The organism is Micromonospora sp. NPDC050276 (assembly GCF_044459545.1).
Classification (GTDB): Bacteria; Actinomycetota; Actinomycetes; order Mycobacteriales; family Micromonosporaceae; genus Micromonospora.
This window is the reverse complement of the sequence record NZ_JBITJA010000007.1, coordinates 408,277-434,392: the sequence shown is the minus strand read 5'-3', so window position 1 is coordinate 434,392 and position 26,116 is coordinate 408,277. Positions and strand designations below refer to the sequence as shown.

The following is a 26,116-nucleotide window of genomic DNA, read 5'->3' as shown; positions in this document are numbered from 1 at the left end:
GACCAGTCCGGGGTATAAATCATAATTGGCACTGGCTTTACAAGCACCCTGTTGAGTTCTCAAAGAACAACCACACACCGACCAGAAGCCCCACCTCAGTGGAACCCCGTTTCGGGGCAACCGCTCAAACCTACTTGGTCGAGTTTTCATTGTCAACCTCGTGTTTGAGGTGATCAATGTGGCTCGCCCGGATCCACGATGACGCACGCCGAATTCGGCGGTCGTTTCTATCGTGGGAAGCCGCAGACCGGCCGATCGCCGCTTCGCGGCTCTCCGCCCGGCTCCTGCCGGCTTCAGAACTCTACCCGGTCGGCTTCGCGTTCGCAACCCCGTATCCGGAGTGTTCCGCACCGCCCGATCCTCAGTCTCGCTCGGCGTTCCCGCCACGAGCCTGGCGCCCGTTCTCGGCCGGTTTGTCCGGCCTCCCCCGTGCAGAGAGAAAGTTACGCGGACAGCCCGGAGAAGGCAAATCAGGGTTCATCACTGGTTCGACCGAGCCACCCGTAACGGTCGCCGGCACAGCCGAGGACGCAGGCCGCCTCGACGTGCCAGAGTGTCAGACATGGATGAGTCCGGGCGCGGTGCCACGGTGTTCGCCGAGGAGGCGCTGCTCGGCCTGCTCGGGTCGTTCTGGCAGGTGGTGATCGGCGCGCTCGTGCTGGTCGTACTCGTGCTGTCGGTGGGACGACTGGCCCGACGGGGTAAGTCCCGAATGACCACGGCGCTGCTGGTCACCGCGGCAGCCATCGCCGGCTTCGCGGTGATCGGCGTCCTACTCGAAGGCTGAGGCTCAGAACCAAGAGGTCTCGGCCGGAGCCGAGAGGTCAGGGTTCAGAGCCGCCGGTTGGCCAAGCTGGGCAGCTCGGCCCGGATCGCGGCGAGCCGATCGAGGTCCAGGTCGACGACGGAGACCCCCGCGCCGTCCGGCACCTGGGCGAGCACACTCCCCCACGGGTCGACCACCATGCTGCGCCCGAAGCAGGTGCGACCCGGATCGTGGTCGCCGGTCTGGCCGGCCGCCGCCACGTAGCACTGGTTTTCGATGGCCCGGGCCCGCAGCAGGACCTCCCAGTGGTCCCGCCCGGTGTGCATCATGAACGCGGCCGGAACCACCAGCAGTTGCGCGCCCCCGTCCGTGGCGAGCAGCCGGTACAGCTCCGGGAAGCGCAGGTCGTAGCAGATCGACAGACCGACCCGTAGCCCCTCGACGTCGACCACCACCGGTTGGGCCCCGGGCGCGACACTCGCCGACTCCCGGTAGGAGACCCGACCGGGGATCTCCACGTCGTACAGATGGATCTTCCGGTAGCTCGCGGCCAGGCTGCCGGACCGGTCGAAGACCAGCGAGGTGTTCCAGGTGTGGTCCGGATCCGGGCCGGCCTCGTGGAACGAGCCGGCCACCAGCCAGATCCCGAGCCGCCGGGCGACCCCGGCGAAGAAGCTGCCCACCTCGCCGTCCACCGGCTCCGGGTCGGGCAGCCCAGTGGCAGGGCCGAGGTAGTCGACGTACTCCGGGAGGACCGCGAGGTCGGCGCCGCCGGCGGCGGCGCGCTCCAGCAGGGCCTCCGCGGCCGCCAGATTGGCCTTACGGTCGTCCCGGGCGTTCAGCTGGCAGACGGCGACGCGCATGAGCAAAGGGTACGGCTGGAGGGCCGCTCACGGACAGCGCCACCGTCTCGCCAGTGCGGGTGGTCGCGGGACAAGCACCGCCGAACGCGATCACGCCGGCCGTGTCAGGATCGGACGGCCGGCGTGACGCGGGGAGGATCAGGCGGACTTCTCTTCGCGGTCCCGCCGGGCCCGACGGCCGGTGAACTCGCGCGGCACGATCGTGGGGTTGACGTTTTCCAGGACGACCTCGCGGGTGATCAGCACCCGGGCGGCGTCGGGGTTGCTCGGCACCTCGAACATCGCGGAGAGCAGAACCTCCTCGATGATGGCCCGCAGACCACGGGCACCGGTGCCCCGCAGCATCGCCTGGTCGGCGATGGCTTCCAGCGCTGGCTCGTCGAACTCGAGCTCGACCCCGTCCAGCTCGAACAGGCGCTGGTACTGCCGGACCAGGGCGTTGCGCGGCTCGGTGAGGATCCGCACGAGTGCGCTGCGGTCCAGGCTGCGAACGTTGGTGATCACCGGCAGTCGGCCGACGAACTCCGGGATCAGCCCGAACTTGAGCATGTCTTCCGGCATGACCTGGCTGAAGATGTCATCGGTCGACCGCTCGGACACCGACCGGAGGCGGGCGCCGAAGCCGGTGCCGCCCTGCCCGGTGCGGGACTCGATGATCTGGTCGAGGCCGGCGAACGCGCCACCACAGATGAACAGCACGTTGGTGGTGTCGATCTGGATGAACTCCTGGTGTGGATGCTTACGGCCACCCTGCGGCGGCACGTTGGCCACCGTGCCCTCAAGCATCTTGAGCAGGGCCTGCTGCACGCCCTCACCGGAGACGTCGCGTGTGATCGACGGATTTTCCGACTTGCGGGCGATCTTGTCGACCTCGTCGATGTAGATGATGCCGGTCTCGGCGCGCTTGATGTCGTAGTCGGCGGCCTGGATCAGCTTGAGGAGGATGTTTTCCACGTCCTCGCCGACGTAGCCCGCCTCGGTCAGCGCGGTGGCGTCGGCGATGGCGAACGGGACGTTCAACATCCGGGCAAGGGTCTGCGCCAGGTGGGTCTTGCCGCACCCCGTCGGGCCGAGCAGCAGGATGTTGGACTTGGCCAGCTCGACGGCGTCACTGCCGGAGCCTGGCGCGCCAGCCGCCTCAGCCTGGATCCGCTTGTAGTGGTTGTAGACCGCGACGGCGAGCGCCTTCTTGGCCTGATCCTGCCCCACGACGTAGGTGTCGAGGAACTGGCAGATCTCCATCGGCTTGGGAAGCTCTTCCCACTTCACCTCGCCGGACTCGGCCAGCTCCTCTTCGATGATCTCGTTGCAGAGATCGATGCACTCGTCGCAGATGTAGACCCCTGGGCCCGCGATGAGTTTCTTGACCTGCTTCTGCGACTTGCCGCAGAAGGAGCATTTCAGTAGGTCGCCGCCGTCACCGATCCGTGCCACCTACGTTCTCCCTGCACTCATCGGCCGGAGACCCGGCCCTGACCTGCGGACGCTGCGCGCCGCCCGGCTTAGTTCGCCCCGCCGGCCCAACCGGCGAAGCGGTACGGACCCGACGTTACCCGCTGGCGGGGCATTCTCCGACCCCCAAAACGGGTGTGTCAGAGGTCGGCCGGGAACTCAAGCCCCGGCCAACCTCTGACCCGGTACTGCTCAGCGGGCGGCGTTGGCCGCCAGCAAGCCCTTCTTACGACTGGTCAGGATCGTGTCGACCAGCCCGTACTCCTTGGACTCCTCGGCCGTCATGATCTTGTCACGGTCGATGTCCTTGCGGACCTGCTCGATTGGGCGGTTGCAGTGGCGGGACAGCATGTCCTCCAGCTGCGTACGCATCCGCAGGATCTCCCGGGCCTGGATCTCGATGTCCGAGCCCTGCCCGTAGCCGCCCTCGGTGGCCGGCTGGTGGATGATGATCCGCGAGTTCGGCAGGGCCATCCGCTTACCCGGCGTGCCCGCCGAGAGCAGCACCGCCGCCGCGCTGGCGGCCTGCCCGAGGCAGACCGTCGAGATGTCCGGACGGACGTACTGCATGGTGTCGTAGATCGCCGTCATGGCGGTGAACGACCCACCCGGCGAGTTGATGTACATGATGATGTCGCGGTCCGGGTCGGTGCCCTCGAGCGTCAGCAGCTGGGCCATCACGTCGTTGGCCGACGCGTCGTCCACCTGGACGCCGAGGAAGATGATCCGGTCCTCGAAGAGCTTGTTGTACGGGTTCGACTCCTTGACCCCGTACGACGTGCGCTCGACGAACGACGGCAGCACGTAACGGTTGTGCACGGCCGCGAACTGGGGCGGCAGGCTCAGATCGGTCATCGTCAGCTCCTCAGCTCAGGGTCCCGGCGCCATCCGGAACCTGAGCGGCTCCGATGATCACCTTGTCGATGAAGCCGTAGTCCATGGCCTCCTGGGCGGTGAACCAACGGTCCCGGTCCGAGTCGGCCTCGATCTGCGACTGGCTCTGACCGGTGTGGTGCGCGACCCGCTCCTGGAACATCCGCTTCGTGTAGAGCATCTGCTCCGCCTGGATGGCGATGTCGGACGCCGTGCCGCCCAGACCACCGGACGGCTGGTGCATCATGATCCGTGCGTGGGGCAGGGCGTACCGCTTGCCCTTGGTGCCCGCGCAGAGCAGCAGCTGACCCATCGAGGCAGCCATGCCCATCGCCACGGTCGACACGTCGTTGTCGATGAACTGCATGGTGTCGTAGATCGCCATGCCGGAGTAGACCGAGCCACCCGGCGAGTTGATCCACAGGTTGATGTCGCGGTCCGGGTCCTCCGCGGCGAGCAGCAGCAGCTGCGCGCAGATGCGGTTGGCGACCTGGTCGGTCACCTCACTGCCCAGGAAGATGATGCGTTCCTTGAGCAACCGGTTGTAGACCGAGTCGTCGAGGTTGCCAATGGAGTCGCCACCGCGCGCGTCAATCGCCCGGAGCGACTTCTTGGGGATGTGCATGTCGGTCATGGCAGCCCTTCGCTCTCCGTACCGTCTTTCCCGACACTAACCGCTGTGCGGGGCGGCAGAGTCCCGGTCGGGGCAGTGTTCGCTCTCAGCGCAGCTGTCGGGCGTACCCGCGGCGCGGGCTTCCGGGCGTACCCGGCAGTGCTTGCTGCCCGGGCGTACCCCGGAAAGGGAAACGGCCGCCATCCACCGCTCAGCGGCGGACGGCGGCCGCACCCGACGATCAGTGGTCGTGGTTGTGCTCCGCCTCGTTGGCGGCGCGCAGCGCGTCGAGGGTGATCCCGTTGCCGGCGGAGTCCTTGATCGTGATCCGCTCCATGACGGCCGCGAGCGCCTTGCCCCGCCGCACGTCGCCGAAGACCGCGGCCGCCGCGCCGGAGCGCACCAGCTGGTCGTAGTACTGCTGCGGGGCCATCCCGGCACGCTGCGCCCGGTGCACGATCTCGTGCCCGAACTCGTCGTCGGAGACCTGCACGTCCTCCGCGTCGGCCAGCGTGTCCAGCAGGAGCTGGACCTTGACGCCCTCGGTCGCCGCCTCGGTCAGCTCGGCGTCGATCTGCTCCTCGGTCTTGTCCTCGGCCGCGAGGTACTCCTCCATCGAGGCGCCGATCCGCTCCAGCTGGTCGACCATCGCCTGCTTGCGGCTCGCGACCTCCTCGCGGACGACACCCTCCGGGGCCGGGATCTCGGCGGCCTCGACCAGCTGGGCCAGGGCCTTGTCCCGAGCGGCGTAGATCTGCTCGACCTGCTTGCCCTGGGTGACCCGGGCCCGCAGGTCGCCGCGCAGCTCCTCGATCGTGTCGAACTCGCTCGCCATCTGGGCGAACTCGTCGTTCAGCTCCGGCAGCTCCTTCTCCTTGACCGTGCGCACGGTCACCGCCACCTCGGCGTCCCGACCGGCGAGGTCGCCGCCGACCAGCTGGGTGGTGAAGGTGGTGCTCTCGCCGGCGGCGAGGCCGACCACGGCCTCGTCGAGGCCCGGCAGAAGCTGCTTGCTGCCCACCTCGTGGGAGATGTTGCTCGCCTGGCCGCCCGGCACGTCCTCGCCGTCGACGGTCGCGTTGAGGTCGATCTGGACGTAGTCGCCCTCGACGGCGGCCCGCTCGACGGTCTTGAGGGTCGCGAAACGCTCCCGCAGGTTCTTCACCTGCTCGTCGATCTCGCTCTCGTCGATCTGCAGCTCGTCGACGGTCACCTCGATGGTGGTCGCGTCCGGGATGGTGATCTCCGGACGGACGTCGACCTCGGCGGTGAAGTTCAGCGAGTCACCGTCGTTGAACTCGGTGATCTCGACCTCGGGGCGTCCCAGCGTCTTGAGGTCGTGCTCGCGCACGGCGGCGAGGATGTTCTCCGGGATGGCCTCCTGGACCGCCTCGTTGAGGACGGTGCCCCGGCCCACCCGCTGGTCGATCACCGCGGTCGGCACCTTGCCCCGGCGGAAGCCCGGGACCTGGACCTGCGAACCGATCTCCCGGTACGCCTTCTTGAGGCTCGGCTCGAGCTCGACGAACGGCACCTCGATGGCGAGCCGCACGCGCGTCGGGCTCAGAGTCTCGACGGTGCTCTTCACAGGCGTACTCCTTGACGGATCTCAGTTGAGTCTGGGCGTGATTCAGCCCATCGAGTGTAGGCGAGCCGGCCTGACGCTCCGGCATCGCCCGGCGCCGCACTGGGCGGCACCCGGTGCGGCCCGATCGCGGACGACAGTCGGGGTGGCGGGATTTGAACCCACGGCCCCTCGCTCCCAAAGCGAGTGCGCTACCAAGCTGCGCCACACCCCGTGGCGACGTGCAGTCTATGCCGTCGCCACGCCTCAGGTGGTGCCGGGGCATCCCCCACCCGGACACAACCCCCGAAAGCTATCATTCCGCCCGCGCGCCCCGACGCCAAGATCCGCACAAGGCTCAAGATCCGCACAACTCCACGGATGTTGTGGCCTCACGGCGCGAGGAGACCGCCACATCCCTGATCTTGTGTGGATCTTGGAGGCGCTGAGCCACGACGTTGAGACGACGCGGCGTCGCGGGGCGGTGGCGCGGTTGCACGCCGTGCAGTGGCATTGGGTACGCTGTAGGCGCGTTCTGCTTCGGTGGGATGCACGCGGGCGTAGCTCAATGGTAGAGCTTCAGTCTTCCAAACTGACTACGAGGGTTCGATTCCCTTCGCCCGCTCCACCGCCTTCCGGCCCAGGTCGGAGGCCACTCTGGCGCACACGATGCTAGGACCGAAGGTCCGGTCGCTCCTCGAAACAAAGCGGCCAGCCATGATCCTTCCGAAGGTGCGGAACTCCCGCCTCAGCACCGCGGGCGGTCATGCCGTGGGCGCGGCCCGCGACCTGCGCGGGGCCGCACGCCATGCCGCGCACGCCGCCGGCCAGGCGGGCACCGTCGCCGATCCGGCTGCTGTTCAGACGATGGTGGACGAACGAGACTGTGGCGATGTCACCCGATGCTGAGAACGCCCCACGCCGGCAGGTCGTCACCGCCGCTCTGCTCATCGTCGCCGGCGTGCTCGTTCTGTTCGTCCCGGCGGGTGACGAGGGCAGGGTCCTCGTGCCCCTCAGCGAAGGTCACGGGCTGTCCGCCGTGGACGGGGCCGGCGCCGCACTGCTAACGGTGGGCGGCACCTGGCTGGAGGTGCTGGTGGTACGACGCCTGCCGCACCTCGCCCTACCCCCACGGGTCCTGTTCGCACTCGGCCTGCTGGCCGGCCTCGGCGTGGGGCTCCTGATCGCCTCGGTGTTCTCTGGCTTCTTCTGGTGGTGGGCTGTCGGCGCCACCGCGCTGGGCGTTGCCGTCCTCATTCTGGTGCCCCTCACGGCACGCCGTTGACGTGCCGGTCCCGAGACTGGCTCTTGGCGCACAGCAACGCCCAGGTGAATGATCCCCGCAGGGGCCAGGTCGCGATCGTGCCGGAAGAACTCGCCCGCCGTCCCCGAACCCGGACGGACCTGTCACAGCGTCCGTGCCCCGCAGCGGAGCTTCCCACCGGGCCACGCCGTCGGCCGGATCGAGACAGACCAACCGGGTCGAGCGTTCGCGCACCAGCACGCCGTCGGGTGTGCTGGCTATCGCGGTCGGGGATGCCCGCTGGTGCAGCCCGCGACGCCACATAATTTCGAAGATCAGCCAGCCTAACCCGGGCCAGCTACGTCGGAAGGCGCGGAGCGCGCAGATCCCTACCTTGACAGGTGTCGATCTATGCACTGGTGTAAGGACCAAGCACATCGACGTCCGTCACAGGAGGGCACATGATCGTCCGACGACGGTGGACAGCTGCCGCCACCACAGCGATCCTGTTCAGCGCAGTGTTGTCCCATCCCGCCTCCGGGGCGGCCGCACCCGCCGCCCCGGCCGCCCCGATCACGCTGAGCGCCACCGAGACCGCCCTGGTCCGGGTCCAGCTCCGCGACCAGGCCCAGCTGGACCGGCTCGTCGCCACCGGCGCGGATCTGGCCAACCGGCCCCGCGCACGGGACGGCCGGATCCTCGCCGACCTGGTGCTCAGCGGCACGCAGCTCGCCGAACTGACCGAGCAGGGTGCCACGGCCGTGCAGATCGTGCAGCGCGCCGGGGACGGCAACCGGCACTACGCCGACAGCGTCCGCGCGGCCCAGGCCCGTACCGCCGCCGGACTGCGTACGCCGGCCGCTGGTCAGCGGTCCACCAACGCCGCGGCCGTGGACACCCTCCAGGTGCAGCAGGCGTACTGGTGGACCGCGACCGGGCAGACCTTCCTGCAGGCCCAGGTGGCCACCACCGCCACCGACGACCCCGATGTGGAGATCACCGTCAGTTGGCGGACGGCGGACGGCGCCACCGGCTCGTTCCCGCTGTTCCGCTTCGAGGACTCCGGCGAGTACCAGTACCACTACGCGCTCCCCCAGCCGGTGCCGAGCCGACCGGTGCAGCTCAGTGCCACCTCCAGCCTCGGCGGGGTCAGTCGGGCGGTCACGCCGACGCTCTGGCCGAACGCCTCCCCGCCACCGCTGCCGGCCGGCTACCAGAAGGACTTCATCGACGCGTACCTGACGCCGGTGGACATCCAGGCGCGGATCAAGCGGTTGGCCCGCCAGTACCGGGACCTGGTGGACGTGATCGACCTGCCGAACAAGACACAGGGATACCGGCGCACCGCCGCCGCGTACCTGGGTGACCCGACGGTGGCGGCCGTGGTGGTCGAGTCGGTCCGCTTCGGCGACCAGAACATGAACGGCGTACAGGTGCGGACGGTCGACCCGGGCCGGGCGAACCGACCGCTGACCGTCGGCTACCGCGATCGCGTCCTCACCGTCTCGTTGGCCACCGACACCGCCGGCAAGACGGTGAGCACCACCGACGAGGTCGCGGCGGCGATCAACGCCCGCCAGCCGGACCGGTTCCGGGCCACCGTCGAGGACGGCTCGGCCGGGCTGCCGATGCCCGCCGCCGGCCCCACCCGACTCGACGACGGCCTCCAGGGCACCGAGGTGCCGACACGGCCGTGGACGGTGCAGGCGCTGCGCCTCGGCGTACACCGGGACGGCTCCCGGGTCGGGGTGCTCGCGTACTCCCAGGAACACGCCCGGGAGTGGGCCACCCCACTGGTGACTCTGGAGTTCGCCGAGCGGATGCTGGCCAACGCCCGGACCGACCCGGCCACCCGTGAGTTGCTGGAGCAGGTCGACATCTTCGTCATCCCGACGGTCAACCCGGACGGCGCGAACTACTCGTTCCACGACTTCAACTTCCAGCGCAAGAATCTCGTCAACCACTGCACCGGGGCGGCCCGCGACCCGAAGAACCGCACCTCGTGGGGCGTCGACCTCAACCGCAACTACACCGTCGGGTCCTACTTCGACGGGTACGTGGGCGCCAGCGCGAACTGCCTGTCCGGCACCTACGCGGGCACCGCCGAATTGTCCGAGGCGGAGAGCGGCAACGTGATCGCGCTCGCCCAGGACCACCCGAACATCAAGTTCGCGATGAACGTGCACTCCTACGGCGGGTACTTCATGTGGCCGCCGGGGGCGTACCGGGCCGACGGCCGGATCACCCTGCCTCGACCGTCGATCGACGAGTCGACGCTGTTCCTCAACAGCGCCCGACGGATCGTCGGCGCCATCGCCCAGGAGCGCGGCACCGTCACCTGGCCGTCGCAGACCGGGCCCGTCGCCGACGTGCTCTACTCCGCCGCCGGCAACTCGGCCGACCAGCTCTACTACGAGCTGGGCATCTTCGCCTGGGACTTCGAGGTCGGCAACGACCGGTGGAACCCGGCGACCGGCCAGTGGGAGGGCGTCGGCTTCCAACCGCCGTTCGACGAGGCGCACGGCGAGTCCCAGGAGTACGCCGGCGGGCTGGTGGAGATGGTCCGGGTGGCCCGCGACTACGCCGCCGCCGAGGCGGCCGCCGGCTGACGCGCGGCGGAGCCGGCGTCGACATTTCGCCCGTTTTCGACTGGCGCCGGCCGGGTAGGGCTTCAGCATGGACACGAAGACAACGGCATACCTGATCGGCGGGCCGCGCGACGGCAGCACCCACGACACCGGCGGCGAAGCCCTCGTCGAGGTGGAGATCGACGGCCTGATGCACCGCTACATCAAGACCACCAAGCAGCACGACGATGGTCGACCGCTCTACAACTACGACGGGGTGGTCGCCCCGGACGGCGGCGAGCCCGGCGTCGAGGATCCGGCCGCCCGGGTCGTGTCGCCCCGAGCCGACGCGAAGGGAAATGGCGGCACCCACTGAGCCGCCGCACCATCGGGATCACGCAAGCCCTCGAAGGAGGTACCGGTCGGAACGGCCGGCCGCGGATGAACCGCGGCCGGCCGGGTAAGCAGCGACCTTGCCTGGTGGGGAGACGACCGGGTGCACGGGTGGGCGGTCATGGACCGGCCCGCCCGTGCACGCCCCGGATCAGTTCGAGGAGATCCAGTTCCAGGCCGAGACGACCCAGTCGGTCTGCTGAAGCCACGCCACACCGAGGCCGACGAGGAACACCGCCGTCGCCAGGTGGGCACCACGTGCGCTGCGCCGGACCCGACCGAGTTGCCGCTCCAACACCACCCGGCCGACCAGCCGGAACAGGGCGAACAGGCCGACCGCCACCAGCAGGCTGAGCACCAGCACGAGCAGCGGGCCGCTCAGGTCCCCCTGGCCGGACAACGCCCAGATGCCCCAGCACACGAACGCGAAGAGCCCGGCCGCCGAACTCCACTCACCGCCACGGCGCAACTGCGCCATCCGCGAGCTCAGCGAGCGGCGCGGCGCCGGTTCGCCGGGCCAGCCGGTGCCGGTCGGCTCCTGCTCGACCACCGGGAACGGCTCGGTCCGCGAGCTGCGCGGCTGACCCACCGGAGCGACACCCCGGTGGAACCCGTCACGCTGCGGCGGCACCCCGACGCCGGCCTGCGGTGGCACCTCCACGGTCCGCTCCGCCCACGGCTGCGTCTGGTCTGCCATCTCGTCCTCCCCCTGACCGACGGCAACAGCACCGCCTGGATTCGAGGGTAGCCAGCCGGCAAATCGGTCGCCGACCCCGGCCGAGACACGAAGCCGCACGGCGGTGCCGCCGCACACCCCGGGCGGGGTACGGTCGGCTGATGGGTGACCCCGACCGACGACGGCGACGGCTGCGCCACCACTTTGACACCGAGCCGGCCAGGCCGGGCGCAGACGGCCCGACGGCCAGCACGCCGGGCGTACACGACGGTGACGACCCGCCGCCGCGACGGCGGGTCGGCGAGGAGCGCGACGGTGAGCGGGGGCTGCGCGGGTTGGTCGGTTCCGGCTCGTCCCAGGTCGGGCTGAGCGCCGCGCTGCGGGCCCGGGACGCGGCCCGCCCCAACGATGACGACCTGGCCGAGGCGGAGGCCCGGGTGGTGGTCGTACGTCGAAACTGGGTGCCCCGTGAGGAGCTGCCCCACTCACCGCGCTGAGCGGCCAGCCTCACAGTCAGGGCAGCTCGGGCAGTTCCCGGGTCCGCTCGTACTCGGCCACCTGGGTGATCCGGCGGGCGTGCCGCTCGTTGCCGGAGAACGGCGTGTTCAGGAACGCCTCGACGATGCCGGTCGCCTCGTCCAGGGTGTGCTGGCGGGCGCCGATCGCGACCACGTTCGCGTCGTTGTGCTGGCGGGCCAGTTGGGCGGTCTCGACGCTCCAGGCCAGCGCGGCGCGCACACCGGCGACCTTGTTCGCGGCGATCTGCTCACCGTTGCCGGACCCGCCGATGACCACCCCGAGGCCCGTCTCGTCGGCCACCACCCGGTCGCCGGTGTGCAGGCAGAACGTGGGGTAGTCGTCGTCCGGGTCGTAGCCGTGCGGGCCGACGTCGACCACGTCGTAACCCTGCATGGCCAGGTGGTTGGCCAGGTGCACCTTCAACTCGAAACCGGCGTGATCGGATCCCAGGTAGACGCGCATACCGGGCAGTCTGTCAGGCCGTGCTCGGGGACGTCACAGGGGCGGCGTCCCCGAGCCGAGTTCGTCACACGGTCGCGGGTGCGGTGCTCAACGCGGCAGCTCGGCGACGACCAGACCGCCGCGCGCCTTCGGGGTGAACCAGGTGCTCTTGCGGGGCATCTTCTCCCTGGCCAGGTTGACCGCGACGAAATCCGCCACGGTCACCGGCGCGATCAGGATGGCCAACTCGGCCCGCCCGGCGTCGACCTCACCGGTGAGCCAGCTCGCCGGGTAGTCACCGCCGACGTAGGTGATCCGCTTGTCGCCCGGGTCCAGACCGAGCGCGTCGCGCAGCACCAGCCGCTCAACCAGGGCGTGGTCCAGGTTCTCCAGGCGGGAGGCGGCGGTGGCGGGCAGGCGCACCGCGTACCCCTGGCCGGCAACGCGGAGGTGCACGGTGCCGCCGGCCGCCGGGACCTCGACCGGGCCGTCGATCGGCTCGACCTCGGCGCCCGCGGCCCGCAGCCGGTCGAACAGCTCGGCCGGTGTGGTGGTCAGCTCACTGACCAACCGGTTGTACGGCTGGATGGCCACCGACGCGGGGGTGGTGACCACGGCCAGGAAGCGCGGCAGCCCGCCGGTCTGGGCGGCCAGGCTGCGGTGGTTGCCGTCCGCGACGACCAGCTCCCCGCCAGCGGCGAGGGCGGTCAGCGTGGCCTGCTCCGGGCCGGGGCCGAGCAGCCAGATGGCGTGTGTGCGCCCCGCCTGGTCGGTGTCCGTCGCGGCGGGCGCGCCGGCCGTCTCGGTCGCCGCCGCGAGCGCGGCGTGCAGCTCGTCGCCACGACCGGTCTGCAGCAGGAGTACGGGTGAGAGCAGGTGACCCAGCGCGTCGGCCAACGCCACCCGCTCGCGCACCTTGGCGATGAAGACGTCCTCGTTGCGGATGACCAGGCCCGGCTCATCGGCCCGGGTGGAGATCTGGTCGGTGTCCACCATCGCGAACAGCCCGTACGCCGGCTCCTCGCCGGGGGCGCTGATCCGGTAGAGCACCACCACCTGCTCGGCGGGGGTGTAGCTGCCGTCGGCCTTGGCTTCGGCGAGGCGGGCCACCGCGTCCGGTAGCGCGTCGAGGAACGACTTGCCCAGGCTCTGCGGTGCGCGATGCGGCATCTCGATGCCGAGAGCACTGTGCGGGTTCGACTCGATGATCGCGGTGATCTCCGCGTCGTCGGCGAACTCGTCGTAGTTTTGCGCGCCGGTGCCGCCAGTGGTGACCCAGGCCCGGGAGATCGGATGCACGACCGTCATGCCCACTGACGCTACCGGCGACCGTGTCGGTGCTGGCGGGGACCCGCGGGGCGTCCACCAGATGAAAGCGCCCGGCGAGGGCCCGGGTGGTCAGCTGGCCCGGTCGGAGGCGCCCCGGCGGTGCCGACCCGCGCTCACCGGCCCGCCGTTGCCCCGTCGACCGGTCCCGATCGGCCCGGTGTTCACGGCGCGGCGGGGCGATGCCGGCGGCCCCGGCACGGGACGCTCGGGCGGCGGCGACGGAACGGGCCGCGGGTTCAGCGGCGGCGTCGGCACCGGGCGCGGAGGCGCCGGCGGTGGGGGCGCGGGTTCTGCCGGGGCCGCCGCCGACGGCACCAGCGCCGGCACCGCGCTCGGCACGCCGTCGACGGCCGACGCCAACGGGTCGACCGACGCGGGCGGGGTGAGCCGGGAGGTCACCGGGACCCGCGCCACGCCCACCACGATGGGCGGTGCGAGCAGATCCACCAGGTGGGCGGGTAGGTCCGGGCGGACCGTTGGCCAGCGGGAGTCGTCAACGGACCAGTAGGCCGCGCCGGGAGTCTCGATCACCCCCTGCCCGGTCAGCTGATCGTCACCGGACGCACGGTGCTTGGCCATTGAGGTTGCCTCCACGAACTGCGGCGTGCGGCCCTGCGGGTCGCTGCGGCGGACACCGAGGGAAACGACGCCGCCCGCCCACCGGTGACGCCACGACTCCCCGGCGACCCCACGGCCGCACTCGGCGTCCGACGCGACACGCCCCCGTCCGAGCTGCTGACGAAGCACGGACGGGGGCGCGTGGTGGTCGTGGATCAGTCGAAGATCGGGTCCTGCTCGCGGGTGCGCTTGAGCTCGTAGAAGCCCGGGGTGCCGGCGACCAGCAGCACGCCGTCCCAGAGTCGACCGGCGGCCTCCCCCTTCGGAGCCGGGGTGATCACCGGGCCGAAGAACGCGACCGGGGCGCCGTCCGGGCCGGGCGCGTGCACCACCGGGGTCCCGACGTCCTGCCCGACCGGGCGCATGCCGGCCTCGTGGCTGGCCCGTAGCGCCTCGTCGTAGTCGGTGCTGTCGGCGGCGGCTGCCAACGCCGGGTCCAGGCCGGCATCGGTGAGCGCGGCGACGTACAGCTCCGGACCCCGCTCCTGCTTCTGCAGGTGGATCCGGGTGCCGAGCGCGGTGTAGAGCGGGCGCAGCACGTCACTGCCGTAGCGCTGCTCGGCGGCGATGCAGACCCGCACCGGGCCCCAGGCGGTCTTCAGGAACTCCTTGTACTCCTCGGGCAGCTCGTCACGGCCGTCGTTGAGCACGGCCAGGCTCATCACGTGGAAGCGGATGTCCACGTCCCGGACCTGCTCGACCTCCAAGAGCCAGCGAGAGGTGATCCACGCCCACGGGCAGGCCGGGTCGAACCACATGTCGGCGGTGACACGATCGGTCACGGTGAGGTCCCTTCGCGACGGGTGGCGCCGACGGTCGGCGTCTGCAGAAATCTTCACCCCGCGGCGCACCGACCGGCACCCGAATGAGAGCGTGACCTCGGCCACCGCGGGCTGCCCGTACATGGAAGACTCGAACGGGCCGGCCGTCACGAGCGGTAGGCAAAACGGGCGCCGCCGGGCGTACGGCGACATGTGGGATGGAGACGAACAGTGCCGGGAGTGCGCAACCTGACGCAGGTCGAGGCGACCGAGCGGGCACGCCTGCTCACCGTGACGGGGTACGACATCAGTCTGGACCTGTCAACCGCCGTGCTGGCGGCCGGCGGCCGCACGTTCCGGTCGACGACCGAGGTCCGGTTCCGCTGCTCCGAGCCGGGCGCGAGCACATTCATCGAGTTGGCCGCCGACTCGGTGCGGTCCGCGACGCTGAACGGCACGCCGGTCGACCTCTCCACCTGGTCGGCGGAGAAGGGCCTCATCCTGTCCGGGCTGGACAGCGACAACACCCTGGTGGTCGACGCGGACTTCGGCTACTCCAACAGCGGTCAGGGTCTGCACCGGACGGTCGACCCGGTGGACGGCGAGACGTACCTCTACAGCCAGTTCGAGACGACCGACGCGCAGCGGGTGTTCGCCTGCTTCGACCAGCCCGACCTGAAGAGCGTCTACACCTGGCACGTCACCGTGCCGGCGCACTGGCGGGCGATTTCCAACATGCCGGTGCAGCGGGAGGAGCCGGCGGGTGAGGCGCTCAAGACGCTGCACTTCACCGAGTCGCCCCGGATGAGCACCTACATCACCGCGATGTGCGCCGGCCCGTACCACGAGGTGCGCGACGCGCACGACGGCATCGACCTGGGGGTGTTCTGCCGGGCGTCGATGGCACCGTACCTGGACTCCGACGACCTGTTCCTGATCACCAAGCAGGGCTTCGACTTCTTCCACGAGAAGTTCGGCGTGCGCTACCCGCTGCCGAAGTACGACCAGCTCTGGGTGCCCGACTTCAACGCCGGCGCGATGGAGAACTTCGGCTGCGTGACGCACGCCGAGTCGCACTACCTGTTCCGCTCGCAGGTCACCGACTTCGAGTATGAGCAGCGGGCCAACACGATCCTGCACGAGCTGGCCCACATGTGGTTCGGTGACCTGGTCACCATGCGCTGGTGGAACGACCTGTGGCTGAACGAGTCGTTCGCGGAGTGGGCCAGCCACTGGTGCAACACCAACGCGACCCGGTTCACCGAGGCGTGGACGACCTTCCTGTCCATCCGGAAGAACTGGGGTTACCGGCAGGACCAGCTCTCCTCCACCCACCCGGTCTACACCGAGATGCCGGACATGGAGGCCGTCGAGGTCAACTTCGACGGCATCACCTACGCCAAGGGCGCGAGCGTGCTCAAGCAGCTCGTCGCGTACGTGGGTGAGGAGCCGTTCGTGGCCGGGCTGCGGGCCTACTTCGGCAAGCACGCCTGGGGCAACGCCACCTTCGACGACCTGCTCACCGAGTTGGAGGCCGCGTCCGGGCGGGAGCTGCGCAAGTTCGCCGCGCAGTGGCTGGAGACCGCACAGGTCAACACGCTGCGGCCGGAGGTGACCATCGCGGCGGACGGCACGTACGAGCAGGTGCTGGTGCGGCAGGAGGCGCCGGCGGCGTACCCGACGCTGCGGACGCACCGGATCGGCGTGGGCCTGTACGACCTGACCGACGGGCGGCTGGTCCGTCGTGAGCGGTACGAGGTGGACGTGACCGGCGAGCACACCGATCTCGCTCCGCTGCGTGGTGTCCGGGCGGCCGACGTGCTGCTGCTCAACGATGACGACCTCAGCTACACCAAGCTGCGGCTCGACGAGCGCTCGATGGCGACCGTGGTGCAGCACATCGGTGGTTTCGACTCGTCGCTGGCCCGCGCGCTCTGCTGGACCGCCGCGTGGGACATGATCCGCGACGCCGAGCTGTCCGCCCGCGACTACGTGGCGCTGACGCTGAGCGGGTTGCCCGCGGAGACCGACATCAACCTGGTCACCGCCACGCTGCGGCAGGCGACCACCGCGCTCACCCTGTACGCCGACCCGAGCTGGGCGCCGACCGGCTGGGCCGACCTGGCCCGTACCGCCCGGGACGCACTCGCCGCCGCCGAGCCCGGCAGCGGTTTCCAGTTGGCCTGGGCCCGTGCGTTCACCTCGGCGGTCCGCTCCGAGGACGACCTGGCGACGCTGCGCGGTTGGCTGGACGGCACCGGCGTGCCGGCCGGGCTGACCGTGGACACCGAGCTGCGCTGGTCGGTCCTCGCCGCGTTGGTGGCCAACGGTGCCGCGGGCACCGCCGAGATCGAGGCGGAGCTGAGCAGCGACCGCACGGCCAGTGGCGAGCGGGAGGCCGCGTACGCGCACGCGTTGATCCCGACGGCCGAGAACAAGGCCGCCGTGTGGGCCCTGCTCACCGGCCCGGACACGCTGCCCAACTGGCGCCACCGGGCGCTGTTGCAGGGCTTCGCCCACCCGCTGCAGGTGGAGCTGGTCGCCCCGTACCGGGAGCGATACTTCGCGACGGTCGGGCAGGTGTGGGCCACCCGGGACAGCGAGCCGGCGCAGGAGTTCGCCCAGCTGGCGTACCCGACCTACCTGGTCGAGGACGACACGGTGGCGGCCACCGACGCCTGGCTGGCCGGTGACGGGCACCCCGCCCCGTTGCGTCGGCTGGTGGCCGAGGGCCGCGACGGCGTGGTGCGAGCGCTGAAGGCCCGCGCAAAGGACGCCGCGCAGAGCTGACCAGGGAGTACGCGGCCCGTGCCGGCGTGGGTGCGAGCCGACGCCGGCACGGGCCGTTATGGTTGCGAAAGGAGGTGGACGTGATGGCACAGCCGATCTACGAGTGGCGGCCCCCCGCGCGCGAGTGGCGCGAGCAGGACCTGTTCAACCTTCCCGAGGATGGGAACCGCTACGAGATCATCGACGGGAGCCTGCACGTGACCCCACCACCGGGTTTCGGCCACCAGGAACTGGCGGATGAGCTACGAGCAGCCCTGCGAGCGGCGACGCCGACCGGATGGCGGGTTATCCGGGAGGCGGGGCTTCGCGCGGCCGGGAGCAATCTCATCCCTGATGTCACGGTGCTGAAGCCGACGGCCCCTGCGGACGGCACCTGGATCGAAGCAGCGGATGTGGCGCTTGTCGTCGAGGTGGAATCACCCAGCAGCCGTCGGCATGATCGGTTCACCAAGCCTGCTCTCTACGCTGAGGTCGGCATTCCCGCCTACTGGCGGGTCGAGCGCGGCGACTTCGGCCCGGTGATATATCGCTACGAGCTGGTGAAGGGCGTTCACTACAACCTGCTCGGCACGGTCGGCCCCGACGACCCGGTGCAGATCAACGAGCCGTGGCAGATGCGTCTCGACCCCTCCGCCTGGCCCCGCTAAGACCCGAAAGCCCGGCCCGCTGCACGCGGGCCGGGCTTCGTCGTGTGTGGGGTCAGCCCTTGCCGGCGTGGCTGGCGAGCTGGTCGAGGCCATTGATGATGCCGCCGGCCAGGTCACCGCCGCTGAACGCGCCGACCATGGAGAGCGCGGCCAGCTTGGCGTACGTGTCAGGGATGCGCTTACGGGCGTACCGCCCAGTGATGATCTCCAGCTGACGCTGGTTGGGCGACACGGCGATCAGCACCGACTTGTCCGGCTCGGCGAGCTGCCGGTGCAGCCGCTGGGCGTGCTCGCGGATCGGCTCGTCGAGCCCGCCGACGAAGACCGAGAAGACCAGGCCGGTGCCCTTGTCGGCCAGGCGCAACGCCTCGTCGATGCGCAGCAGCTGGCGGGTTGAGAACGGCCCGTCCAGCACCTCGGGCGGGTTTTCCGACCCGGTCTGCTTCTCACCAACGGTCACTTGCGCCTCCGGTTCCACCGGCCGGCGCATCGACGCTGGCCTGCTCAAGCTTGTGGCTGGTCAGCGCGGGCGCCTGCGCCCCCGCGGTCAGCGCGGTGCCGGCCGAGTCGGCCAGCTGCTCCGGGCGGCCCAGGAACCAGACCGGAGTGAAGTCGAAGGGCCGGCCCGGCCGGTAGCGCTTGGCGCCACCGCCACCGCCGGTGGCACCCCCACGGCTACCGGCGTACGACAGGCCGGCGATGACCAGCACCGCGGCCAACGGGATGCCGACGAAGACCAGCAACGTCTCGGTAACAGACAATCCCAACGCCCCCAGGCGGAAGAAGGACGACCTCGAACAATCGGGTCGGATGGACGATCATGCTGCCGACCGCCCGACTCCGTCGCCATTCACGTTAGCGGAGTCGACGGCCCGCCAGATTGCGGGGTGCCGATCCCATCCTTCACTGGAGTTCTCCAGTTGCGCAGCGGTCGCGATGAGCCGCGCGTCGTCGCCGTACCGGCCGGTGAGCAGCACCCCGACGGGCAGGCCGTCGGTCGTGCTGCCCACCGGCAGGGAGACGGAGGGATCGCCGGTGACGTTGAAAATGGCGCAGTAGGGCGAGAAGCGGCGTTGCCGGTCGAAGTCGGCAGCCGGGTCCGCGTCGGCGGTGAACCAGCCGACGGGTGCCTGCGGGGTGGCCAGGGTGGGACAGAGCAGTAGATCGCAGCCGGCCGTGCGGCGGGCGCCGAGGCGGACCTGCGCCTGCAACTCCGCCAGGGTGGCGGCCAGGGTGCCGGCGGAGACCTCGGCGCCCCGGGCCCGCAGCAGCCGGGTCAGCGGCAGCAGCTCCACCTCCCGCTGCGGCGGCACCGGGGCGAGCGCCAGCACGTACCAGAGGATCTCGAACAGCGGCCACGCCGCCGGCCCGAGTGGCGGCGGCACCTCGACCACCTGGTGTCCGGCCGCCGTGAGCAGCGCGGCGGCCCGGTCCACGGCAGCCACGCAGTCGGGGTGCACCGGCTCGTCGGCGAGCATCGGCGTGGTGAACCGCCCGATCCGCAGCGGGCCGGGTTCGGCCCGACGCGCGACGGCCAGGTAGCCGCCGGGCGGCGCGGGCGGCGGCAGGTAGGGCTCGCCGGGGACCGGCACGGCCATGACGTCGAGCAGCGCGGCGACGTCGGCGACCGTTCGCCCGAGCGGGCCGCTGGTGGGCAGGCCGAACGCGCCCGAGCCGATCGGACCGTTGGAGACGAGGCCGCGACTGGGCTTGTAGCCGATCAGGCCGCAGAGCGACGCCGGGATGCGCAGCGACCCGCCGCCGTCGGATCCCTGGGCGACCGGGACCAGCCCGGCCGCGACCGCCGCCGCCGCGCCGCCGCTGGAGCCGCCGGCGGTGTACGCCAGCTGCCACGGGTTACGGGCCGGCGGCGCGACCCGGCCCTCCGAGTAGAGCGAGCAGCCCAGCTCGGAGGTGGTGGTCTTGCCCAGGCTGACCAGGCCGGCGGCCTTGATGAACCGGACCACGTCGGCGTCGACCGGCGGGACGAAGTCGAGGAAGGCGGCCGAACCGAAGGTGGTGCGGACCCCGGCGGTGAGGGTGAGGTCCTTGATCGCGGTCGGCACGCCGTGCAGCGGGCCGCGCTCCTCGATCGGCACCGCGTCGGCGGCACGGGCGGCCTGCCGGGCCAGGTCCGGGGTGACGGTGACGAAAGCGCCCACGGTGTCGCCGAGCGCCGCCACCCGGCTCAGGTGATGCTCGACCAGGTCGACGCTGGACAGCTCGCCGCGGGCCATCGCGGCGGCCTGCTCCAACGCGGTCAGGTCGTGCGGCTCGGCCATTCCGTCATCCTGCCGCCCGCCAGCCCTTCGCGCACTCAACACGCGCCGACGACGCCTGCCCGCACATCTTGGACAGTTTCCGTCCGCGGCGGACGGAAACTGTCCAGGATCTACCCACGCCCGGACCTGGCGCTGTGCTCAGCCGTACAGAAAACGTCGGGCGTTGGTGGACAGCAGCTTGTCGCGTTGGTCGTCGGTGAGGAAGTCGGCCGCGCGGGCCACCGCGCCGGCCGGCCGTTCGCCCAGCGGGTACGGGTAGTCGCTGCCGACCAGCACCCGGTCCTCCCCCAGCGTGTCGACCAGCAACCGCAGGGCGGGCGGCGCGAAGACCACCGAGTCGACGCTGAACCGGTCGAGGTAGCTGCTGGGCGGGCCGGCCGAGGCACCACGGACCAGGTCGCCACGGCGGTGCCAGGCGTTGTCGGCACGGCCCAGCCAGAACGGGAAGCTGCCGCCACCGTGCGCGAAGCAGATCCGCAGCGTCTCCGGCACCCGGTCGAAGACGCCGCCGAGGATCATCGCCAGCACCGACAGGTGTGTCTCGGCGGGCATCCCGGTGAGCCACCGGGCCATCCAGCGGTCCAGTCGCGGCCCGCCCGGCATGTCCCACGGGTGGACGAAGACGGGCGCGCCCACCTCGGCACAGTGCTGGAGGAAGGTGACCACGCCGGCGTCGTCCAGGTCCCGGTCGCCGACGTGGTTGCCGATCTCCACGCCCACGTGCCCGGCGGCGAGGCTGCGGTCCAGTTCGGCGCAGGCGGCGTCCGGGTCCTGGAGCGGCACCTGGCAGAACGGCACGAGTCGGTCCCCGCCGGCCGCGGTGACCTCCAGGGTCAGGTCGTTGAAGATCCGGGCCACCTTCACCGCCTGGTCGGCGGGGCGGTCGTAGCTGAAGAAGACCGGGGTGGGTGAGACCACCTGCACGGCCACGCCGTCGGTGTCCATGTCGGCCAGTCGGCGCGACGCGTCCCAGCACTCGGCGCCGACCGGGCGGAACTCCGTCTCCCCCACCATGATCATGGCGGCCCGCTCGGAGTCCACCCGCAACCACGGCCAGCCGGACCCGCCGCACGCCGCGCCGAGGTCCGGCCACCCCTTCGGTACGACGTGCGTGTGCACGTCGACCACACCTGCGGGCATCAGCCCTTGCCCGGGTGCAGGGTGCCGCAGTTGGCGCAGGTGCGCGCCGACTCGTCGGCGTAGAACGCCTGGAACACCGGGGGCAGGTCGGCGGCGATGTCGCGGACCTGCAACTCCACCTCGTGCACCTTGCTGCCGCACTCGGGGCAGTACCACTGGAACGTCTCCAGCGTGCCCTCCTCGCGGACCCGCTCGACGACCACGCCGATCGAGCCGGCCTCCGGCCGTTGCGGCGAGTGCGGGGTGTTGCGCGGCAGCATCCACATCTGACCCTCGCGCACTTGCACCGTACGCGGCCCCTCCGGGGTGACCAGGTTGATGTGCATGTTGCCCTTGACCTGGTAGAAGAACTCCTCGTACGGGTCCACGTGGAAGTCGGTGCGCTGATTGGGCCCGCCCACCACCATCACGATGAAGTCGTCCCCGCCCGGGAACATCTCCTTGTTGCCCACCGGGGGCTTCAACAGGTGCTGGTTGTCCGCGATCCAGCCCGGAAAGCTGAACGGCTCGGCGATCTCACTCACGACTGACCTCCCGAGGGAAGAAGGGCCACGGCCTGGATTTCGATGAGCAGGTGCGGGTGCGGCAGCTGGTGCACCGCCACCGTCGTGCGGGTCGGTCCGGACGCGTCGAAGAACTCGGCCCACACCTCGTTGTAACCGCCGAAGTCGTTCATGTTGACCAGGTACGTCGTCACCTGGACCAGGTCGACGAGGTCCGCACCGACCGACCGCAGCAGGTCGCCGATGTTCTCGATCACGGCCCGCGTCTGCACCCGGATATCGAGGTTGGTCGTGCCGAACTCATCGACCGACACGCCCGCGAAGGTGTTGTCCGGCCGCCGCGACGACGTACCGGAGACGAAGACGAACCCACCTGCGACCTTGACGTGCGGAAAAGCCCCCCGCGGCACGGCCTTGCCGGCCACCACCCGGGCGGTCACGACGACGCCCGCAGCGAAGCCGTGCCGAGCTTCTCGACGACGGCTCGGATATGCGCACCGGGACGCAGCGGCACCGCGGCGGTGGCGGCACCGGCCAGGAAGACCCAGCCGGACTCCAGCCGCACCCCGTGCCGACCCGCCAGCCGGATCCCCTCATCGAGCGCCCGGCGCGGATCACCGAGGATCGCCGCCGTCGAACCGACCTGTGCCACCCGGCCGTCGACCTCCAGCAGCACGCCCAGGTTGTCCAACCCCGCCGGCGCCGGCGACCACGGCCCGATCACGAAGGCGGCGGCCGAGGTGTTGTCGGCGATCACGTCCGGCAGCGCGAAGCGGAAGTCCGCGTACCGGGAGTCGATCAGCTCGATGGCCGGGGCGACCGCGCGAACCGCCGTGGCGAAGTCACCGACCGGCTCGCCCGGCTCGGGCAGCCGGTCCAGCAGGAACGCCACCTCCGGCTCGACCCGGGGGTGGATGTACGCGGCCGGGTCCACGGCACCGCCGTCGGGCACCCGCATCGTGTTGGTGAGCCGCCCCCAGATCACCTCGTCGACGCCGACCTGGGCCATCTTCGCCCTGCTGGTCAGCCCCATCTTCAACCCGACCAGCCGCGCACCGGCGTTCAGCCGGCGCTGCAGCAGCGCGGCCTGCACGGCGTACGCGGAGTCCACGTCGAGGCCGGTCTCGGCGGCGAGCTGCGGGATCGCGGTGGCCGTGTCGGCCGCCGCGCCCAACTTCTCGGCGATCCCCGCGATATCCGGTCCGATCATGAGTGCTGCTCCTTGCCGGCCAGGTCCAGTGCCACGTCGACGATCATGTCCTCCTGGCCGCCGACCATCCGGCGACGGCCCAACTCGACGAGGATCGAGCGCACGTCCACGCCGTAGCGCTCCGAGGCCCGCTCGGCGTGCCGCAGGAAGCTGGAGTAGACCCCGGCGTACCCCAGGGAGAGCGTCTCCCGGTCGACCTGGACCGGCCGGTCCTGGAGCGGCCGAACCAGGTCGTCGGCGGCGTCCATCAGCGCGAACACGTCGCAGCCGTGCTTCCAGCCGTGCAGCTCGGCGACGGCGACGAAGACCTCCAGCGGGGCGTTGCCGGCGCCCGCGCCCATGCCGGCGAGGGAGGCGTCGACGCGGACGGTCCGGCCGTGAACCGCGTCCGGGCCGGCCGGCGCGGAGCCGCTGACCCGGCCGTGCTCGACGGCGAGCACGCTGTTGGCCACCCCGAGCGACAGGTTGTGGTGGGCGTGGATGCCGATCTGCGTCTCCGGGGCGAGGACCTGCCGGTACGCGTCGACCCGCTGCGCCACGTCGGACATCAGCAGCCGGCCACCGGAGTCGGTGACGTAGACGCAGTGCGCGCCGTACGACTCCATGAGCTTGGCCTGCCCGGCGAGCCCGGCCGGGTCGAACATGTGCGACATCATCAGGAACCCGGCCACGTCCATGCCGTTTTCCCGGGCCCAGGAGATGTGCTGGGCGGAGATGTCCGCCTCGGTGCAGTGGGTGGCGATCCGGACGCTGGTCACCCCGAGCGCCTTCGCGGCCTTCAGGTCGGCGATCGTGCCGATGCCCGGCAGCAACAGGGTGGTCAGTTTCGCCGTGGTCAGCACCTCGGCGGCCGCGGAGATCCATTCGGCGTCAGTGGCCGCGCCGTGGCCGTAGTTGACGCTGGAACCGGCGAGCCCGTCGCCGTGCGCCACCTCGATGGCGGCCACCCCGGCGGCGTCCAGCGCGGCGGCGATGGTGCGGACGTGGTCGACGGTGTACTGGTGGGCGATGGCGTGCATACCGTCGCGCAGCGTCACGTCCTGGATGTACAGCTCGGTCACGGCGCGGCCACCTCCGAAGAACGCAGGGCGACCAGCCGCTCGGCCGTTCGTAGGGCGGCGGAGGTCATGATGTCCAGGTTCCCGGCGTACGCGGGCAGGTAGTGGCCGGCACCGGAGACCTCCAGGAAGACCGACACCTGCAACGCGGTGAGCTGCCGCCCGAGCGTCGGCAGGTACGCCCGCACCCGGTCGAACTGCACGTCCTGCTTGAGTCGGTAGCCGGGGACGTACTCCTGCACGGCCGCCACCATGTCCGCGACCGAGGCGGCGATGGCCTCGGTGTCGGCGTCGGCGTCCGGGCAGAGGCAGTAGACGGTGTCGCGCATGAGCAACGGCGGGTCCGCCGGGTTCAGCACGATGATCGCCTTGCCCCGCTCGGCCCCGCCGACCACCTCGATGGCCCGAGCCGTGGTCTCGGTGAACTCGTCGATGTTGGCCCGGGTGCCCGGACCGGCGGACTTCGACGCGATCGACGCGACGATCTCCCCGTAGGCCACCGGGGTGACCCGGCGCACCGCGGCGACGATCGGCACGGTCGCCTGCCCGCCGCAGGTCACCATGTTGACGTTCGGCTCGTGCAGGTGTTCGTCCAGGTTGACCGGCGGCACCACGTATGGCCCGAGCGCGGCCGGGGTCAGGTCGACCACCGTGCGACCGTGGGCACGCAGCACCTCGTCGTGGCGTCGGTGCGCGCCGGCCGAGGTGGCGTCGAAGACCAGCTCGACGTCGGCGAACTCGGGCAGCGCCACGAGCCCGTCCACGCCGTCGGCGGTGGTGGCGACGCCGAGGCGGCGAGCGCGCGCCAGGCCGTCGGAGGCCGGGTCGATGCCGGCCATCGCCACCATCCGCAGGCTTGCCGGGGAGCGCGAGGAACGCAGCGAAGCGGAGTCCCGCAGTCGCGACCCATCAGCGGCGCTGCTCAGCCGGAGCACTTTGATCATCAGGTCGGTGCCGATGTTGCCGGAACCGAGCACCGCCACTCCGGCGCTCACGCTGACTCCCCTCGGGTGAAGGCCGTCCGTACCGAACCAAGGCCGGAGATCCGGGCCTCGTACGCGGCACCGGGGGTGACCGGCACCATCGGGCCGAGCGCCCCGGAGAGCACCACGTCACCGGCGCGCAGCGGGTCACCGGCGCGGGCGAGGGTGCCGGCCAGCCAGTGCAGGGCGTGCAGCGGGTTGCCCAGGCAGGCGGCGCCCGCCCCCACCGAGACCGGCTCGCCGGCGTGCTCCAGCACCATTCCGCACAGCCGCAGGTCGACATCGGCGAGCCGGCGCGGCGAGGTGCCGAGCACGAAGAGCCCGCTGGAGGCGTTGTCGGCCACGGTGTCCACGATGGAGATGTCCCAGGCGGCGATCCGTGAGTCGACGATCTCGATCGCCGGCAGCACGTGGTCGACCGCACGGATCAGGTCGACGGTGGTGAGCTGCGGGTTCGGGAGATCCTTGTCGAGCACGAAGGCGATCTCCGCCTCGACGCGGGGCTGGAGCAGCCGGTCGATGGGCACCTCGACCCCGTCGCCGACCGCCATGGCGTCGGTCAACATGCCGAAGTCCGGCTGGAACACCCCGAAGGTCTCCTGCACGGCCCGGGAGGTCAACCCGATCTTCGCGCCGACCCGGCGTTCGCCGCGGCCCTGCCACGCCCGCGCCTGGAGCTGCTGCACGCGGTACGCGGACTCGACGTCCCCCTCCGGCAGCAGCCGGCCGCGCAGCGGCGGGCACGGCTTGCCGGTGCTGCGGGCGTCGGCCAGCTCCCGGTTGGCGGCCTCGATGTCAGCGTCCATGCCCGCTCCCTCGCTGCGG

At 70.9% G+C, this 26,116-nt stretch carries 28 protein-coding genes and 2 tRNA genes; 9 read left to right on the top strand and 21 right to left on the bottom strand.

Features of this window, described 5'->3' with window-relative positions:
- Positions 1-562: 562 nt before the first annotated feature.
- On the top strand, positions 563-787 hold the full coding sequence (locus ACIBF8_RS18530; protein WP_396784296.1) for a hypothetical protein: 225 nt from the start codon (positions 563-565) through the stop codon (positions 785-787).
- A gap of 44 nt (positions 788-831) precedes the next feature.
- Here ACIBF8_RS18530 and ACIBF8_RS18525 read toward each other — a convergent pair whose 3' ends face one another.
- The 6 genes from ACIBF8_RS18525 to ACIBF8_RS18500 all read right to left on the bottom strand — a co-directional run bounded on the left by ACIBF8_RS18525 (position 832) and on the right by ACIBF8_RS18500 (position 6,366).
- The gene (locus tag ACIBF8_RS18525; protein ID WP_396784295.1) at positions 832-1,629 is read right to left on the bottom strand and encodes a carbon-nitrogen hydrolase family protein; all 798 of its coding nucleotides are present in this window, start codon (positions 1,627-1,629) and stop codon (positions 832-834) included.
- 138 nt (positions 1,630-1,767) lie between these two features.
- Entirely contained in the window at positions 1,768-3,063 is a 1,296-nt protein-coding gene (gene clpX, locus ACIBF8_RS18520; protein ID WP_366637519.1) for an ATP-dependent Clp protease ATP-binding subunit ClpX, read from the bottom strand.
- Between the two features lie 210 nt (positions 3,064-3,273).
- A complete protein-coding gene (locus tag ACIBF8_RS18515; protein ID WP_030333536.1) occupies positions 3,274-3,936 on the bottom strand; it encodes an ATP-dependent Clp protease proteolytic subunit in 663 nt (220 codons plus the stop codon).
- A 10-nt stretch (positions 3,937-3,946) separates the two neighbouring features.
- A complete protein-coding gene (locus ACIBF8_RS18510; protein WP_007464111.1) occupies positions 3,947-4,588 on the bottom strand; it encodes an ATP-dependent Clp protease proteolytic subunit in 642 nt (213 codons plus the stop codon).
- A 220-nt stretch (positions 4,589-4,808) separates the two neighbouring features.
- Positions 4,809-6,155 carry a trigger factor gene (tig, locus tag ACIBF8_RS18505; RefSeq protein ID WP_396784293.1) on the bottom strand — a complete coding sequence of 449 codons (1,347 nt, stop codon included), beginning with the start codon at positions 6,153-6,155 and terminating at the stop codon, positions 4,809-4,811.
- 137 nt (positions 6,156-6,292) lie between these two features.
- A tRNA-Pro gene (locus ACIBF8_RS18500) sits at positions 6,293-6,366 on the bottom strand.
- Between the two features lie 319 nt (positions 6,367-6,685).
- On the opposite strand from ACIBF8_RS18500, the gene ACIBF8_RS18495 reads away from it, so the two are divergent.
- The 5 genes from ACIBF8_RS18495 (at position 6,686) to ACIBF8_RS18475 (ending at position 10,317) form a co-directional block, all read left to right on the top strand.
- Positions 6,686-6,759, top strand: a tRNA-Gly gene (locus ACIBF8_RS18495).
- A gap of 89 nt (positions 6,760-6,848) precedes the next feature.
- The gene (locus ACIBF8_RS18490; RefSeq protein ID WP_396784292.1) at positions 6,849-7,040 is read left to right on the top strand and encodes a hypothetical protein; all 192 of its coding nucleotides are present in this window, start codon (positions 6,849-6,851) and stop codon (positions 7,038-7,040) included.
- Positions 7,024-7,416, top strand: a complete 393-nt coding sequence (locus tag ACIBF8_RS18485; RefSeq protein ID WP_396784291.1) for a hypothetical protein — start codon at positions 7,024-7,026, stop codon at positions 7,414-7,416. The genes ACIBF8_RS18490 and ACIBF8_RS18485 overlap by 17 nt, the downstream gene beginning before the upstream one ends.
- 419 nt (positions 7,417-7,835) lie before the next feature.
- Positions 7,836-9,983, top strand: a complete 2,148-nt coding sequence (locus ACIBF8_RS18480) for a M14 family zinc carboxypeptidase (protein WP_396784290.1) — start codon at positions 7,836-7,838, stop codon at positions 9,981-9,983.
- Positions 9,984-10,050: 67 nt separating this feature from the next.
- A complete protein-coding gene (locus tag ACIBF8_RS18475) occupies positions 10,051-10,317 on the top strand; it encodes a hypothetical protein (RefSeq protein ID WP_396784289.1) in 267 nt (88 codons plus the stop codon).
- Positions 10,318-10,485: 168 nt separating this feature from the next.
- Here the strand turns inward: ACIBF8_RS18475 and ACIBF8_RS18470 are convergent, their stop codons facing one another.
- Positions 10,486-11,031 (bottom strand): hypothetical protein, encoded by a 546-nt coding sequence (locus ACIBF8_RS18470; RefSeq protein ID WP_396784288.1) that lies wholly within the window; start codon positions 11,029-11,031, stop codon positions 10,486-10,488.
- Between the two features lie 140 nt (positions 11,032-11,171).
- Between ACIBF8_RS18470 and ACIBF8_RS18465 the strand changes: the two genes are divergently transcribed.
- A complete protein-coding gene (locus tag ACIBF8_RS18465) occupies positions 11,172-11,507 on the top strand; it encodes a hypothetical protein (RefSeq protein ID WP_396784286.1) in 336 nt (111 codons plus the stop codon).
- 16 nt (positions 11,508-11,523) lie between these two features.
- Here the strand turns inward: ACIBF8_RS18465 and ACIBF8_RS18460 are convergent, their stop codons facing one another.
- The 4 genes from ACIBF8_RS18460 to ACIBF8_RS18445 all read right to left on the bottom strand — a co-directional run bounded on the left by ACIBF8_RS18460 (position 11,524) and on the right by ACIBF8_RS18445 (position 14,699).
- Positions 11,524-11,991 (bottom strand): ribose-5-phosphate isomerase, encoded by a 468-nt coding sequence (locus ACIBF8_RS18460; protein WP_396784284.1) that lies wholly within the window; start codon positions 11,989-11,991, stop codon positions 11,524-11,526.
- 87 nt (positions 11,992-12,078) lie between these two features.
- Positions 12,079-13,278, bottom strand: a complete 1,200-nt coding sequence (locus ACIBF8_RS18455; RefSeq protein ID WP_396784282.1) for a DUF1015 family protein — start codon at positions 13,276-13,278, stop codon at positions 12,079-12,081.
- A 90-nt stretch (positions 13,279-13,368) separates the two neighbouring features.
- Positions 13,369-13,878, bottom strand: a complete 510-nt coding sequence (locus tag ACIBF8_RS18450; RefSeq protein WP_396784281.1) for a hypothetical protein — start codon at positions 13,876-13,878, stop codon at positions 13,369-13,371.
- A gap of 194 nt (positions 13,879-14,072) precedes the next feature.
- Positions 14,073-14,699 carry a disulfide bond formation protein DsbA gene (locus ACIBF8_RS18445; protein ID WP_396784280.1) on the bottom strand — a complete coding sequence of 209 codons (627 nt, stop codon included), beginning with the start codon at positions 14,697-14,699 and terminating at the stop codon, positions 14,073-14,075.
- 219 nt (positions 14,700-14,918) lie between these two features.
- Here ACIBF8_RS18445 and pepN point away from each other — a divergent pair, with 219 nt between their 5' ends.
- Entirely contained in the window at positions 14,919-17,468 is a 2,550-nt protein-coding gene (gene pepN, locus ACIBF8_RS18440) for an aminopeptidase N (protein ID WP_396784279.1), read from the top strand.
- A gap of 83 nt (positions 17,469-17,551) precedes the next feature.
- A complete protein-coding gene (locus ACIBF8_RS18435) occupies positions 17,552-18,115 on the top strand; it encodes a Uma2 family endonuclease (protein WP_396784277.1) in 564 nt (187 codons plus the stop codon).
- A 52-nt stretch (positions 18,116-18,167) separates the two neighbouring features.
- On the opposite strand, the gene ACIBF8_RS18430 is transcribed toward ACIBF8_RS18435, so the two are convergent.
- The 10 genes from ACIBF8_RS18430 to ACIBF8_RS18385 all read right to left on the bottom strand — a co-directional run bounded on the left by ACIBF8_RS18430 (position 18,168) and on the right by ACIBF8_RS18385 (position 26,097).
- Positions 18,168-18,575 carry a DUF5130 family protein gene (locus ACIBF8_RS18430; protein WP_091405419.1) on the bottom strand — a complete coding sequence of 136 codons (408 nt, stop codon included), beginning with the start codon at positions 18,573-18,575 and terminating at the stop codon, positions 18,168-18,170.
- Complete coding sequence (locus ACIBF8_RS18425) at positions 18,562-18,858, bottom strand: hypothetical protein (protein ID WP_355032334.1); 297 nt, start codon at positions 18,856-18,858, stop codon at positions 18,562-18,564. Before ACIBF8_RS18425 ends, ACIBF8_RS18430 begins: the two co-directional genes overlap by 14 nt.
- A gap of 75 nt (positions 18,859-18,933) precedes the next feature.
- On the bottom strand, positions 18,934-20,397 hold the full coding sequence (locus ACIBF8_RS18420; protein ID WP_396784275.1) for an amidase: 1,464 nt from the start codon (positions 20,395-20,397) through the stop codon (positions 18,934-18,936).
- A 138-nt stretch (positions 20,398-20,535) separates the two neighbouring features.
- Positions 20,536-21,537, bottom strand: coding sequence for an amidohydrolase family protein (locus ACIBF8_RS18415; protein ID WP_396784273.1), 1,002 nt, complete (start codon positions 21,535-21,537; stop codon positions 20,536-20,538).
- On the bottom strand, positions 21,537-22,061 hold the full coding sequence (locus tag ACIBF8_RS18410) for a 3-hydroxyanthranilate 3,4-dioxygenase (protein ID WP_396784271.1): 525 nt from the start codon (positions 22,059-22,061) through the stop codon (positions 21,537-21,539). Before ACIBF8_RS18410 ends, ACIBF8_RS18415 begins: the two co-directional genes overlap by 1 nt.
- A complete protein-coding gene (locus tag ACIBF8_RS18405) occupies positions 22,058-22,480 on the bottom strand; it encodes a RidA family protein (RefSeq protein ID WP_396784269.1) in 423 nt (140 codons plus the stop codon). The genes ACIBF8_RS18410 and ACIBF8_RS18405 overlap by 4 nt, the downstream gene beginning before the upstream one ends.
- A complete protein-coding gene (locus ACIBF8_RS18400) occupies positions 22,477-23,250 on the bottom strand; it encodes a 2-keto-4-pentenoate hydratase (protein ID WP_396784268.1) in 774 nt (257 codons plus the stop codon). Before ACIBF8_RS18400 ends, ACIBF8_RS18405 begins: the two co-directional genes overlap by 4 nt.
- Entirely contained in the window at positions 23,247-24,311 is a 1,065-nt protein-coding gene (dmpG, locus tag ACIBF8_RS18395) for a 4-hydroxy-2-oxovalerate aldolase (protein WP_396784267.1), read from the bottom strand. Before dmpG ends, ACIBF8_RS18400 begins: the two co-directional genes overlap by 4 nt.
- Complete coding sequence (locus ACIBF8_RS18390) at positions 24,308-25,303, bottom strand: acetaldehyde dehydrogenase (acetylating) (protein ID WP_396784265.1); 996 nt, start codon at positions 25,301-25,303, stop codon at positions 24,308-24,310. The genes dmpG and ACIBF8_RS18390 overlap by 4 nt, the downstream gene beginning before the upstream one ends.
- Positions 25,300-26,097, bottom strand: a complete 798-nt coding sequence (locus tag ACIBF8_RS18385; RefSeq protein WP_396784264.1) for a 2-keto-4-pentenoate hydratase — start codon at positions 26,095-26,097, stop codon at positions 25,300-25,302. The genes ACIBF8_RS18390 and ACIBF8_RS18385 overlap by 4 nt, the downstream gene beginning before the upstream one ends.
- Between the last annotated feature and the right edge of the window lie 19 nt (positions 26,098-26,116).